The organism is Olivibacter sp. SDN3, from assembly GCF_014334135.1.
Taxonomy (GTDB): Bacteria; Bacteroidota; Bacteroidia; order Sphingobacteriales; family Sphingobacteriaceae; genus Olivibacter.
In genome coordinates this window covers 1494677-1508929 of sequence record NZ_CP060497.1, presented here as the reverse complement: position 1 = coordinate 1508929, position 14253 = coordinate 1494677, and the positions used below count along the sequence as shown (strand labels likewise).

Here is a 14253-nt window from a genome sequence, read left to right as displayed (position 1 = left end):
TCTCTTTAAATTTTTAATAAAGGATTGTTAGTAATCCTTTATTAAAAATCTGGGTGTTCCAACTTTGGCCGCTATTCTATATACTGCATTTATCAGTCCCACATGGCTATATGCCTGTGGAAAATTGCCCCATTGAGCACCGTTATTTTCATCAATATCTTCGCTGAATAATAACAAGTGATTAGCGTACGGAAGCAAATTTTCCAAAGTATCGATTGCATCTTGTGTACGGCCAACGCATGCCAGAGCTTCAACATACCAGAAAGCACAGATTAAAAAGGTTGATTTTGGTTTTCCAAAGTCGTCCGCATGAAGATAGCGATAAAACAATCCCTTTTCTGCCCTCAACTCTTTTTCCAATTCTTCCAAATGCCTTTTTGCTTTCTCTGACGCAGGATCAAGATAATTCATGATAATAAGCTGCAACGTGCTGGCATCTAAGTGAGCACTCCCTACAGCGTGCGCATATACCCCCCTTTCCGGATCGTAGCAATCTTCAATATGTCTTGCCGCCCTATCAATTAATTTTTTTGCTCTCTCTTCAAGTTCTTTTTCACCAATTTTCTTCGCTATACGCATCGCCGCCTTGCTGCCCGCCCATTGAAAAAGGTTTGTGTAACAATGGTAATTAGCAAAATTCCTAAACTCCCAAATTCCCGCATCTTTTTCATCAATGGTTTGCTCTATCTTTTCTAGAATAGCTTCCAACCATTTCGAAGACTGGCTTTGCTCCTCGGCAACGAAGCGGTCATCCGTGTAAAGAGGCAATATTGACAGAAGGACCTGTCCATACACATCGTTCTGAATATGTTCATAGGCCTGATTACCTATTCTCACCGGCTGGTTGCCCTGGTAACCCGATAAATGATTCAATTCTTCTTCTATTAAGGTCCGTTTACCCGTTATGCTGTACAAGGGTTGGTAACGTCCTTTCTCATTGGCAGAGATATTAGCAATGAACTCCGAATAATGTTCCATTTCTTCAAACTGACCGATACGCAGCAACGAAGCCAAAACATAATAACTATCCCTGATCCAACAATACCTATAATCCCAATTACGGCCACTTCCAGGGTGCTCTGGGAGGCTAGAGGTGCTTGCAGCGATAAACGCTCCAGTGTCTTCATATTGGTGGAGCTTCAAAGCTAAAGCCGACCGTATAACGGCCTCCTGATAAAACGGAGGGATACTCGTATGTTTGATCCACGTTCGCCAATAATTCATTGTCTGCCTTAAAAACCGCTCCGCTGTTTCTTCCAGCGCCGCTTCCAACGGCTCTCCATAGGTTAAAATTAAATATTTTGTGTCATGAAGCACATATGTTCCTTCTTCAAAAAAATGACTGATGGGAACATTCGTAGTGAGGCGCATGTTATCTGTTCCTCCACTGAACTCAACATGATTACTCCCTCTATGCCTATTCTGTGTACTCCTTCCATAATCAGTGACCGGATAGCAGCGCATGCGAAGCCGCGGTTCGCCACTTATCCTTTCAACCTTTCTTATTAACATTAATGGCTTAAAATAACGCTCATATTGACTAAATCTGGGAGCAAAATCCGTTACTTTATACACACCATCGTTATTACTTATTATTGTTTCTAATATATTCGTGTTGGGTATATAGCGTTGCTCTGAAGTATATTCTCCGTCAGGAAGAATAGAAAACTCCCCTCCCTTTTCTTTATCGAGTTTGCTTCCGAAAACGAAAGAGCTATCAAAAGCAGGCCAACATAACCATGAAATATTAGTATCAGATTGTACATGTGCTATAAATGCACAATTTCCTATAATACCACTTTGGTAGGTGTGTCTCTCCATTCTTCTTTATAAATTTATTCTTTTCTACTGGGGTAGAACAATAAAACCTAATTTTTGTGTTTAAACAATTATACGCATGAAAAACACTACATATTGTTATACGGTCGTCCTATTTTCTAATTATTGTTTATTTTGTCCGTTAAGAATAACGATTCATTTGTCGCAGGAATGAGATTCAGCGCTTTCGCTCTATCAAACATCGTCTGTACGGCACACCTTCCACCTTCGCCCAAATCAATCGAATATTTATTAACATATAGATCGATGTGTTTATACATCACCTCCTCACTCATCTCCTGCGCATGCTCTTTGATAAATGCTAAACCCGACGTTGGATTAGCGAACGCGTATTCCACACTTCGTTTTAATACCCGGTTTACCTTTTGCTGTAGCGTATTCGGCAAATTTCGCCGAATAACTATTCCTCCCAAGGGGATAGGACTGCCTGTTTCCTTTTCCCAAAAGTCGCCAAGATCTACGATTTTATAAAGACCTTTTTCCTCATAAGTAAATCTATTCTCGTGAATAATCAGTCCTAAGTCCACTTCTCCATCCAATACTGCATTTTCTATTTGTGAAAAAACCAATATTTTTTTGTTCTGTAACTTTGGATAAGCCAATCCCAACAAAAAATTAGCAGTGGTATATTCTCCTGGTATGGCGACACAGATATCAGCGCTTCCCTTCTCATAAGTACCATCTAAAAAACTTTGCAACAAATCGCGGTTATTACCAACTAACAAAGGTCCTACACCAAAACCAAGAGCACTTCCTGCATTTAACAGTACGTATTGTTCTACCGCATAGGCGTAGGCATGAAAACTCAATTTACTGATATCTGGGGTACCATCAAATATTTTACGATTAAGCGTTTCAACGTCATCATAAAAGACATCAAAACTCAAGCCTTCCGTATCAATTTTATGATGGATCATCGCATCGAAAATAAACGTATCATTTGGGCAGGGAGAAAACCCTAAAGTAAGTTTCATCTATAAAATCTCTATTTTAATAATTTCCACCATTGCCATAATAGAGGCCTTCCTTTCTTCTCGCCAGCAAATGTAGATGAATCTGCTAAAGCTAATTTATTTCAAATGTCATTTTTGAAATAAGCCAATCATTCAGTTCCTTGATAGCCTCACCAATTTTCCAGTTGCCTTTATTTCTTTTTTCTACATAGTTAGAAATACATCGAACCTGTATACAGGGCACTTTTAATTTATTACAGGCATAATAAACAGCAGCACCTTCCATACTTTCAACAGCCACAGTATAGCGTTGGTTTATTTTTTTTATTGACTTTTCGTCTCCATGCACCGTATTCACCGTAATACCATTTACGCTCTTAAGGTCCTGCAACCAATAGCCAGTATTTCCTTTAACCCATTGATAATGACTTATACCTAAACCAAGATTTTCAATAGAAAGAAAAGACGAGCCATCTTCGGCACCTAATTCAACTAAACAGTCGCATTCAACAAACACCAGCTCACCTAAACTAAGCTCCTTGGAGAAAGCACCAGCTATACCCACATTTATAACTAAATCGTACACCTGCCGGTGCAGGGCCTCTCCTAAAGCAAAAGCTGTCGCCACCATTCCTACTCCGGTAATTTCAACATCTATAGGCAGATTGCTTTTTTCAAGAAATGAAAGAAAGGGACCTACTTCCTGTGCCGTAGCCGCCACAATCAATATTCTACTCATCATCATGAGAAGGCAATATAAGCATTTTCGTTCGCTAAAATCTTAAAATCTTAAAATTATTAAGCTTATCTTTGCGGGCTAATTCATTGTTATGATTTACATTACACGTAGAGAGCGTTTTAGCGCAGCACACAAATTATATCGCGACGATTGGAGCCTGGAAGAAAACGAAGCTACATTTGGCAAGTGTAGCAACCCCAATTGGCATGGTCATAATTACGAGCTTTTTGTGACGATAAAGGGCAATGTTGATCCAAAAACAGGCTTTGTTATTGATTTAAGGGTTCTTAAAACCATTATTTTAGAGCATGTTATCGAAAAACTTGATCACCGTAATGTAAACCTAGATGTAGATTTTATGCAAGGGAAGATGGCTTCAACAGAAGTCTTGGCAATTGAAATTTTTAATCAACTAAAAACGCCCATAGAAGCAGTTGGGGCACAACTTCACAGTATAAAGTTGCAGGAAACCGAAAATAACTCGGTTGAATATTTCGGAAATTAAACACATACCATATCCATGAATATTACAAATAGCGAAGCACACCTTGATGATGAACAATTAGATGGTTACGTGAAAATAGATCGTTACAACAAAGATAAAGTATCGAGTATCGCCAGCCATTATCAAGATATTTTAGAGAAGCTAGGAGAGGACCCTAAACGTGCCGGATTATTAAAAACACCCGAACGTGTGGCTAAAGCCCTTCAGTATCTGACCCATGGATACGACATCGATCCATCGGCTATTTTAAAAAGCGCTATGTTTGAAGAAGACTATAGTCAAATGGTTGTCGTAAAAGATATTGAAGTTTATTCTATGTGTGAGCATCATATATTGCCTTTTTTTGGCAAAGCACATGTTGCTTACATTCCCAATGGGCACATTGTGGGTTTGAGTAAAATCCCTCGTGTGGTTGATGCATTTTCTCGCCGATTACAGGTACAAGAGCGATTAACTAATGAAATCAGAGATTGCATCCAAACAACCTTAGCACCCGCTGGCGTAGCGGTGGTAATTGAATGTAAGCATTTATGTATGGCAATGAGGGGAATACAGAAACAGAACTCGGTAACTACCACTTCAGCATTTACCGGAGAATTCGCCCACGAACGTACCAGAGCAGAATTTTTAAGGTTAATTACCGCTAGCCTAGACTAAATCGTTAATTTTGGTCTTTCCTGATTAAAGATGAAAGTCATTTGTTATTTAGTTTAACCAAGTCTATATAAGGCATTATCGAGGACAACAATCAAACACTACTAAACAAATTATATAGTATAATGAAAAAAGCATACATATTTCCTGGACAGGGTGCGCAATTTGTTGGGATGGGAAAAGATCTATACGACTATAATGAAGATACCCGCTATCTTTTTGAACAGGCCAATGAGGTTTTGGGCTTCCGACTTACAGATATCATGTTCAGCGGTAACGATGAGGACTTAAAACAGACCAACGTTACTCAACCGGCAATATTTTTACACTCCGTTGTTTTAGCAAAAGCACTAGGAAGTTCCTTTGTACCACAAATGGTAGCAGGACATTCTTTAGGAGAGTTCTCGGCACTTGTTGCCGCACAGGCACTGAGTTTTCAAGATGGTCTAACACTGGTAGCCAAACGGGCAAATGCCATGCAGAAAGCATGTGAAATTCAACCTTCGACCATGGCTGCCATCTTAGGTTTAGACGATTTTACGGTAGAAGATATCTGTCAAAGAGTAAGCGAAGTTGTGGTGCCTGCTAATTATAATTGTCCTGGCCAACTAGTGATTTCAGGTACTATTGAAGGTATAGACAAAGCTTGTTCCTTATTGATAGAAGCAGGCGCTAAGCGAGCCCTGAAGTTAAATGTAGGCGGAGCCTTTCATTCGCCTCTTATGGAAAGTGCCCGAGCCGAATTACAAGAGGCCATAGAAAAAACCACCATTGTTACCCCAATTTGTCCGATATATCAAAATATCGACGCAAAAGCGTATACCGACCCAGAAAGTATTAAATTTAACCTAATTGCTCAACTGACGGGAGCTGTACGTTGGACACAAACCGTAGAACATATGCTAGAAGACGGTGCAACTTCTTTTACTGAAGTCGGCCCGGGAAATGTACTGCAAGGGCTGGTAAAAAAGGTAAATAGACAGGCCTCCACGTCCTCTGCACAGCTATAATTACCAACACGAATTTTTTATTTTCAATCATTTAACCTCATATGTACGCAAACGTATGAGGTTTTTTCTATTTTTACCCTAGACTTATAATTTTTTATATATTACGTTGAATACCTCTTTAAAAATACGGATATTATTACTGGTGCTAACGCTCTGTTTTATTGGAACAGCGATAACCATAAATATCACTTTTCAGAAAGAGGAGATTTTACGTATTGAAGCAAAACGTATTGAGCAAAATCTGCATAAAAAGGAACAGTTTGTTAAATCGTTCTTAGATGACAATGTTAATTTCAACGAGCTAAAAGACATCAGCAACAACGAAAACCTCACGGAGAAGGTTGTTGGTTTTTTAGGAGAGAAAAAACAAGTTTACCTATATACGTTTTCCAACAGTGAGCTGGTTTTCTGGGGTTCTGATAAAATTGTCCCACAATCAGACGCAGGATTGTCTGATGGCAGTTCGTTAATCGCTGCAGACAATGGATGGTACGAAGCTATTAAGAAAACTAGGGGAGGTTTTTCTGTGGTCTGTCTTATTCCAATAAAGTCTAAGTATCCACTAAAAAATGATTATTTAAAAGAAACGTTTTCAGAAGATCTTATCCGCTCCCAAAACCTAGAGATCGCCTCTTACGATGATAGTCCAGTCTATAATATTAGAAATGCAGACGGCAAGTACCTCCTCTCCGTAAAGCTCAAACCGCACACGGCAGACACACTTTTCTCAAAGCTAGAGCTGGCTATGTGGCTCGCCGCTATTTTTTTTGCCGCCATACTTATGAACAGCGTGTGCGTCTGGATTGCCGATAAAGGCTATGTAAAAACATCCATCGTTATCTTTTTTGCTTTCTTCTCGTTGACCCGGTTCCTCGATTTACAAACAGCTTGGTTAGCTAATCGTTTTTTTAATGAGGTCTTTGATCCACGGTACTACGCTTCCAGTTTTATCTTCCCGTCCTTAGGGGCATTTTTACTCAATATCATATCAACAGCTTGGTTTATGTGTTATGTATATAACTATCGAAATCAGCTGATATCATTTCAACCGAAGAAACAATTTAAATTAACCTGTAGCATTCTTTTCTACTCATCGGCAGCTATCCTGTTATATGTAGTTGGTATACACACGGTCAGTGTGTTCAATGATTTAATAGGTAATTCTAACATTCAGTTTGATGTAACAAACATTCTAAAATTAAATGTTTTTAGTTGGCTTGGAATTTTATCGCTCTGTCTGGTGATATTAAACGTGTATTTACTGATAGAAATTTTATTTGCAGTATCATTAAACTTCAGCGTTGGCAAACGGTTATGGTTCATTTTATTTTTTGTAACCATCGCCGTTTTTGCTTTATTTCAACATTTTTCTGATACACTAACAATCACCTTTTTTATTTTTGCGGCCATTGTATTATTGAGGGCTCACACATTTTATAATAAACACCGCTTTAATCTAGTCGCCTTCATAACAACCCTTCTATTATTTGCCTGTATTGCATCCTTAAAACAAACCGAATTTATTAACGAAAAAGAGCTTGAAACACAAAAATTAATCCTACAAAAACTAGAGTCTGCCGACGATCCAGACGCTGTGTTCCTTTTTTACAGTATTGAAAAAAATGTTGCCAATGATGCGCACTTAAAAAACTACTTTTCTCATCCACGACGTTATAATATCCATGTTTTAAATGATTATGTCAAACAGGCTTATTTTAGCGGCTATCTTTCCAGATACGAGTTCAACGTTTACCAATTGGTTAGAAGTTTTCCCGATGACGTCAGAAGTGTGCAAAAACTAAACTATTACAAGCAAAAAGTAGAATCTGGCTCTATTAAGGTTTCCGATTATTTTTATCGAGTACATAACAATTTCGGCAATCTCTTATATTTTGGATTAATTCCCGTGATTGTTGACGGGAAAGAAATTGGCACTACCCTAATAGAACTCACAAGTAAAGCCTTTGAGCGTTACGTATCCTTTCCGGAGATTCTAAGCAATGGCCGATTGAATAAGCAAGAAAATTTAGAGCAGTATTCTTTTGCGCTGTATCGAAATGGAAAACTAGTCAACCAGTTCGGAAACCACCTTTTTGCCATCACTGATCAGGAGTATCCCAAAAAGCAGCTTCAGTATATTAATATCAATAAGCCAACAGGAGGAACCGAATTAATGTATAGGCCAAATGAGCATATTCTAATGATACTAAGTAAAGATAGACAAGGTTCATGGGTACAGCTGGCTACGCTCTCTTTTATTTTTCTTGTATTGCTCATTTTTGCCATCATTGCCTATGCTTCACAATGGTTAATATTAACGTTAAAGAACTACGACTTTAGCCTACGGAATGTCAGGAGATCTTTCTGGATAACACAGAATAGGGTACTATATCGAACCAGAATTCAAGCATTTGTTGTGCTAGCCGTAGTTATCACACTGATTATTGCCGGGGTAATTACGTTTATAAGTATCAGCAATCAGTATGAGCATCAGCAAGAGATCAATACAGTAAAAAGAATCAATCAAATAGCGGCCGGTTTAGAAAACACCATCTTCAAAGACGCCAACAACGCTTCCAGCGTTGAAATTGAAAGAGACCTTTATAATACCGCAAATTCAAATGCTGCTGATATCGGCCTATATAAGCTCGATGGCACTCTCTTTTATACCACCCAAAGTAAAATTTATGACCTCGGTTTAACTTCTCGTTATATGAATGCGAAAGCATGGCTCCACATGTCAAAATTTGAGCGTTCAGAGTATTTTCAAAAGGAGAAAATAGGCAGCATGGAGTATGCCGTCGCCTATGCGCCTATTAAGAACGACCAAGACGAAACCATTGCTTATTTAAGCTTACCCTATTTTTCGAATGAAAAAGACTTTGCAGAACGTATCGGTATGCTTCTCAATACACTTATTAATATTTATGCGCTGGTTATAGTTGCATTAGGTTTATTTGCGGTTTTTATCGCCAACAGAATAACCTCACCGCTCACCCTCGTACAACGCAGCTTGGCGAAAACATCTATTGGAAAGCCAAATGAGCCTATCTTCTGGAAAAGAAACGATGAAATCGGGTCGTTAATAAGGGAATACAATAATATGATTGCGGCATTGGAAGTAAGTGCTAACAAAATTGCGCAATCTGAAAGAGAAACCGCCTGGCGGGAAATGGCAAAACAGGTAGCACATGAAATAAAAAACCCCTTAACACCTTTGAAGTTAGGTGTTCAGCTTTTAGAACGCTCTTGGAAAGAAAATGATCCAAATTTTGATCAGAAATTTAAACGCTTCAGTAAATCGTTCATTGAGCAGATCGATAGTTTATCTACTATTGCCTCAGAATTCTCTAATTTTGCCCGCATGCCCGACACGCAGTTAGAGGATGTGGACATTGTGGATGTGATAGAAAAAATCATCCCTATATATAACAATAACGCGGCAGTAGACATCACCTTTAAAAACCTCGGGCAAGACCAAATTAAGGTTAGGGGAGACCGTGATCAGCTACGTCGATCGTTCAGCAATTTGATAAAAAATGCTATTGAAGCTAAATTCGGAAGGGGGTCCAGCATCATCTATATTTCACTAAAACTATTACCTAACACAATATGTATCGCGATAAAAGACAATGGAAATGGTATCGATGCCAATGTGAGAGAGCGCATCTTTCAACCCAACTTTACTACTAAAAGCTCAGGGACAGGTCTTGGTCTCGCTTTCGTCAAGCAAACCATCGAAAGTATGGGAGGCTCGATTACTTATACTACAAAAATCGGTTATGGCACAACTTTTTATATAGAATTACCACAAAATTAATTTCTCCCACTTTCTAAGAAAGCCTAATTGTTCCCCGGCCCATAGTACCCTTATTCGTATATAACACTACGGTGTAAGTCCCGGGCTTAAATCCCTCTATTCCGGGCCATTCAATTGAATATAGTTTTCCATCGTTCGAAAATTCAATACCCGTCTTATAGGTATATTGCAATTCTACACCATCCGCTTCAAAAATATTGTTTTCACGGATAAGCAAGTTTCCATTGGGCTCTATTATTCTAACATAGATATCATATATGGCTTCCTTTGCTATAGCATTTTCTGCAATATTAAAATCAATCTTCAGCTTATCTGCCCTTCTAGCCCTTGTTTCAATATTTTCCCTTCCGTTTTTGCGCACCCGAAAAGCATTAATGTTAATAGAGGAAATTTTAAGTGCAGAGGCAATGTTCACTTTACTTTCCAGTTCCTGGTTTATATCTTCCAATTCCTGTGCCTTTGCCGTTGCATGATTCATAGAAACTTTTAAACTATCACGTTCCGATAGAAGAAGCCGGTTCTCATTTTTTAACCGCTCCGCATCCTTTGAATACTTCGCAACAGATTGACGTAACTGCGTAATCTCCTGTTGGGTTTTCTGCATATCAGCTCTGTCCAATTCATTTTGTGTAAGTTTTGCCCGTAGTTCCTCGATTTTTAAGCGGGCATTTTCACGTTCCGACTTCAACGCCTCTGATAGCGCCAAGTTTGCTTTCGTTACCCGATCAAGTTCCAATTCAATTCTATCAAGTTCGGCCTCCATCTGGCTTTTCTCGCTTGTAATGGTAATATTTTGACTGTCAGAATTCTTATATTTAAGATAAAAGTATACGTTCGTGGCTAACAGCGCAATAATTGCCACAATAAAAAAATATACTTTGGTAGAGTCTTTATTATTATCTCCTTTATTTATTTCTTTATTTGTATCGTCCTCTCCCTCATAACCCCCCGTCATAAGGTGCCTCTTATACACTACATCGTTCTCTTCCATTTTCTTTATACAGTTTTAGCTTATTAGGTATAAAGTGGTTATCAAAAATTGTTCCAACATCTTTTTTTAAAATGTTAAAAAAACTGCATACCTGTTTTTTTACGTTATAGACCAGATAAAGCCTTATATAGGCCCTTTAAAAATTATGTATTATCTCTTTTACCCATTTTTTTTTTGCATCGTCATTGCGATACTTATCTTTACAACCTTTTACAATTAATACCAAGCAATAAGTTGTTATTTCGTTTTAAAAATATCGCGCTTAAATGAACTTCCGGAAAAGCTCTATCATAATCATTATCACTATCGTTTTTCAGTTTACATTAGGTTGCCATGCATATGCTCAACGCAGCGATTTACAAATTCCCAAACGAGAATTAAGGGGTGTATGGGTTGCCTCGGTAGCGAACATCGATTGGCCATCGAAACCAGGGTTAACCACTAACGAACAAAAGCAGGAACTTTTACGTTTACTTGATGCACATCAACGCGCAGGGTTAAATGCTGTTTTCCTACAAATACGCCCATCAGCAGATGCTATTTACTTAAAGGGAGAAGAATTATGGTCTCGCTTTCTAACAGGGAAACAAGGTTTTGCCCCTTCTCCAATCTATGATCCCTTGGAGTTCGCTATAGAAGAAGCACATAACAGAGGGATGGAGTTGCACGCTTGGTTTAATCCCTACCGCGCTACCTTTGATCTCAGTGAAGCCAATGTGAGCCCAAAACACATAACGAAACGGCACCCTGAGTGGTTTTTTACCTATGCCGGCAAAAGGCTTTTCAATCCAGGAATACCCGAGGTTCAGCAATATATTGTTAGCGTAATATTATCTGTGGTCAAAAATTACGATATAGACGGTGTTCATTTTGATGATTACTTTTATCCGTATCCGGCAGCAGGACAGACCATTCCCGATATACAAACATTCAACAAATATGGGAGGGGTCACAAGAGGATAGACGATTGGAGAAGAAACAACGTTAATCATCTAATTAAAACATTGTCTGATAGTATTCACCACGAAAAGAAGCATGTCAAATTTGGAATAAGCCCTTTCGGAATTTGGCAAAACAGGAAACAACACCCGGAAGGCTCTGAAACTTCCGGACTAAGCGGCTATTCACAGCTATATGCAGATGCGAGGGCCTGGTTACAACAAGGCTGGATAGATTACGTCAACCCACAGGTCTATTTTCCCTTTAACAATCGTGCTGCGGCCTATGAAATTCTACTCGATTGGTGGAGTAAAAATGCTTTCGGTAAACATGTATATATAGGTCATGCTGCTTATCGTGCAGCAGACAATTCTCCGGGCTGGAAGAATAGAGATCAATTACCCGAACAATTACGTCACTTAAGGAGAAATCCCCTCGTTCAAGGGAGTGTTTATTTCAGTTCCAAATCTTTGGTAAACAATTTGGCCGGATTTCGAGACTCTTTGCAATATAATTTCTACCGCTATAAGGCCCTTCCCCCAACAATGCCTTGGATAGACAGTATTCCCCCGATGGCTCCAAAAAACCTCGTGTATAACATTTTGACCGGAAGTGGCATTTCCTTGAGGTGGGCAATTCCTGAAAAAGCAATAGATAATGATGAAGCTTACGGTTACGTGGTCTATCGGTTCAATGCGGGGGAAGAAATCAACCTTGAAAACACCCGGAATATCTTAGAAATTATTTATGACGTCAATCGGAACTTTTTCACCGACCAATCGGTAAGGCAAGGGCTTCAATATACCTACGTTGTTACCGCTATTGATCGCATGAAAAATGAAAGTGAACCTTCTAATATGCAGGTAGTTGTTGCAAATTAATATAACAGTTTGACGGTTTGTTTCTAGCTAAAGCGGTCTTGACTTGTAAATATTCATTAGTTGTACGCTTTCCATCGCAACCTGCTGGTTGTAACTATCTGTCAAGTTCTTATGGTTTACTAAATCCACAATTGTTCCTATATAACAGAATCCGAACGTCAATAAATAGATTATTCCCATCCCTGTTTGTTTTAACATGAATCTTTGTATTCCGGCAATACCCAAAAACCCAATCAAAGTCATCAACAGAATTTCCTGAGTTGTTCTCCTCTTTCCTTTATACAAAAAGAGAAACTGATCTACCTCCTCATCCTTTAAGCCTTTCATAAGACCAACGAGAAACATCATTTCATCAGGAGTTACATCCTGGATGATCATTAATATCCTTCTTTCCATTTTTATACCTATTTCGGTTTATCTATTTAAAAGCAGCGCCTTCCCAAAAACACGCCCTTTTTATCTTTCGATTAACAAACTATTGATTTTGTTACAAAGGGTTTGCTTTTTTGTAAGTTACGCGGTATTACAACACTGAACATATTAAATTTAATCTATAAATTCTCTCTCAAAGGCTGTTATAGATCGATAAACCACTTAGCTCTCTTGAACATCTATAAAGTAATTATCTAAAATTAACAAGAATATGTATTATTGCACCATATTCATCAATAGTATTTTATCATGAAAAGACTAATAATAACCGTTGCGGCCTTCTTCTTTATACAATCATCCCATGCACAGTTTAATATTTTTAAAGTATTAAAGAAAGACTCCTCAACTACAGCAACGTCTTCTGAAAAACAAGGGGAGCCGGCTCCCGCCGAAATTTCTTCCGGCTTAAAACAGGCTTTGGAAAATGGTTTACAGATGAGTATAAGCACCTTGTCTAAAAAGGATGGTTTTTTGGGTAATCAAGCCGTCAAAATATTATTACCTCCACAGGCGCAAAAAGCGGAGCAAGCGTTACGCGGTATCGGTTTAGGGTCATTAACCGATCAGCTCATTACCAGCCTGAACCGTGCTGCAGAGTCGGCGGTGAGCGAAGCAGGCCCTGTTTTTGTAAATGCCCTGAAAAGTCTAACAATCGCTGATGCTACCAAAATATTGCTGAGTGGGCAGGAGGACGCAGCAACATCTTTCTTCAAAACACAAACCAGTACAGAATTAGCCACTAAATTTCAGCCCATTGTTTCTCAAAACTTAGAGAAATTTGACGTTTCCAAATACTGGAGCGATGTAGCAACACGTTATAACCAAATTCCCCTAGTAAAAGATAAAATGGAAGCTGATCTAAACACATACGTCACACAAAAAGCAATAGAAGGCCTATTTCATCAAGTAGCACAAGAAGAGCTAAAAATAAGAAATAATCTGGGAGGAAGCCGAACGTCTCCATTATTACAAAAAGTTTTTGGTTACGCCGATAAAGAAAATAAAAAGTAATGTTATTTCCCTATTGAGTACTGCTCAGGGTTCAGCGCCTTGGGCGACCAGCTTTCCAGAAACTCAAGAACGTTCTTGGCACTGTGCCCGTTTCCTTCTTCCAAATAAACACTATTTTGGGTATGTATGCGCTTACCCGAGGAATCTAGTACCACTCGTTTTTATTTTCCTTGCTGTAGTTCAGATGTACCACCTCATAATTTGCATCCAAATAGTTTTTTAGCGTGTCATTCGTATTTATCAGCTCATTAAACTTTAAGCACCAAACACACCAATTCCCTCCGATCTGCAAAAAAACATGCTTTCCTTCCTCTTCCGCTCTTTTTACTGCTTCCGAAATTTGTTGCATAGCATTCGCTTTCGGGTCGTATATTCTTTTCTGCTGTTCCTGCCCTTTAACCATCAAAAAGAAGCCACTACAGAGAAACAATATACTTAATTTTTTTTCATCACTCCTATAAAATTACGTACTTTACAAA

General features: G+C 38.6%; 13 protein-coding genes. 6 read left to right on the top strand and 7 right to left on the bottom strand.

The genetic code is table 11. The features are described 5' to 3' along the window. Window positions 1–27 precede the first annotated feature (27 nt). The 3 genes from H8S90_RS06020 to mqnB all read right to left on the bottom strand — a co-directional run bounded on the left by H8S90_RS06020 (window position 28) and on the right by mqnB (window position 3537). Window positions 28–1821: a glycoside hydrolase family 15 protein gene (locus H8S90_RS06020; RefSeq protein ID WP_187341673.1), complete on the bottom strand. Its 1794-nt coding sequence runs from the start codon at window positions 1819–1821 to the stop codon at window positions 28–30. Between the two features lie 116 nt (window positions 1822–1937). After that, window positions 1938–2813, bottom strand: coding sequence for a 1,4-dihydroxy-6-naphthoate synthase (locus H8S90_RS06015; protein WP_187341672.1), 876 nt, complete (start codon window positions 2811–2813; stop codon window positions 1938–1940). A 91-nt stretch (window positions 2814–2904) separates the two neighbouring features. Further along, on the bottom strand, window positions 2905–3537 hold the full coding sequence (mqnB, locus tag H8S90_RS06010) for a futalosine hydrolase (RefSeq protein ID WP_187341671.1): 633 nt from the start codon (window positions 3535–3537) through the stop codon (window positions 2905–2907). A gap of 85 nt (window positions 3538–3622) precedes the next feature. Between mqnB and H8S90_RS06005 the strand changes: the two genes are divergently transcribed. The 4 genes from H8S90_RS06005 (at window position 3623) to H8S90_RS05990 (ending at window position 9520) form a co-directional block, all read left to right on the top strand. Continuing rightward, a complete protein-coding gene (locus tag H8S90_RS06005; RefSeq protein ID WP_187341670.1) occupies window positions 3623–4036 on the top strand; it encodes a 6-carboxytetrahydropterin synthase in 414 nt (137 codons plus the stop codon). A 15-nt stretch (window positions 4037–4051) separates the two neighbouring features. Further along, on the top strand, window positions 4052–4693 hold the full coding sequence (gene folE / locus H8S90_RS06000; RefSeq protein WP_187341669.1) for a GTP cyclohydrolase I FolE: 642 nt from the start codon (window positions 4052–4054) through the stop codon (window positions 4691–4693). Window positions 4694–4815: 122 nt separating this feature from the next. Next, window positions 4816–5700 carry an ACP S-malonyltransferase gene (gene fabD, locus H8S90_RS05995; RefSeq protein ID WP_187341668.1) on the top strand — a complete coding sequence of 295 codons (885 nt, stop codon included), beginning with the start codon at window positions 4816–4818 and terminating at the stop codon, window positions 5698–5700. A 106-nt stretch (window positions 5701–5806) separates the two neighbouring features. After that, window positions 5807–9520, top strand: coding sequence for a HAMP domain-containing sensor histidine kinase (locus H8S90_RS05990; protein WP_187341667.1), 3714 nt, complete (start codon window positions 5807–5809; stop codon window positions 9518–9520). Between the two features lie 13 nt (window positions 9521–9533). Here the strand turns inward: H8S90_RS05990 and H8S90_RS05985 are convergent, their stop codons facing one another. After that, window positions 9534–10511 (bottom strand): hypothetical protein, encoded by a 978-nt coding sequence (locus tag H8S90_RS05985; protein ID WP_187341666.1) that lies wholly within the window; start codon window positions 10509–10511, stop codon window positions 9534–9536. Between the two features lie 266 nt (window positions 10512–10777). Here H8S90_RS05985 and H8S90_RS05980 point away from each other — a divergent pair, with 266 nt between their 5' ends. Further along, window positions 10778–12331: a glycoside hydrolase family 10 protein gene (locus H8S90_RS05980; protein WP_187341665.1), complete on the top strand. Its 1554-nt coding sequence runs from the start codon at window positions 10778–10780 to the stop codon at window positions 12329–12331. A 27-nt stretch (window positions 12332–12358) separates the two neighbouring features. Here H8S90_RS05980 and H8S90_RS05975 read toward each other — a convergent pair whose 3' ends face one another. Continuing rightward, entirely contained in the window at window positions 12359–12727 is a 369-nt protein-coding gene (locus tag H8S90_RS05975) for a TM2 domain-containing protein (RefSeq protein WP_187341664.1), read from the bottom strand. A 285-nt stretch (window positions 12728–13012) separates the two neighbouring features. On the opposite strand from H8S90_RS05975, the gene H8S90_RS05970 reads away from it, so the two are divergent. Then, window positions 13013–13774, top strand: coding sequence for a DUF4197 domain-containing protein (locus tag H8S90_RS05970; protein WP_187341663.1), 762 nt, complete (start codon window positions 13013–13015; stop codon window positions 13772–13774). Window positions 13775–13776: 2 nt separating this feature from the next. On the opposite strand, the gene H8S90_RS26140 is transcribed toward H8S90_RS05970, so the two are convergent. Both H8S90_RS26140 and H8S90_RS26135 read right to left on the bottom strand, forming a co-directional pair. Beyond that, the gene (locus H8S90_RS26140) at window positions 13777–13929 is read right to left on the bottom strand and encodes a hypothetical protein (RefSeq protein WP_255501840.1); all 153 of its coding nucleotides are present in this window, start codon (window positions 13927–13929) and stop codon (window positions 13777–13779) included. Next, complete coding sequence (locus tag H8S90_RS26135) at window positions 13920–14204, bottom strand: thioredoxin family protein (protein ID WP_255501839.1); 285 nt, start codon at window positions 14202–14204, stop codon at window positions 13920–13922. Before H8S90_RS26135 ends, H8S90_RS26140 begins: the two co-directional genes overlap by 10 nt. Window positions 14205–14253 lie beyond the last annotated feature (49 nt).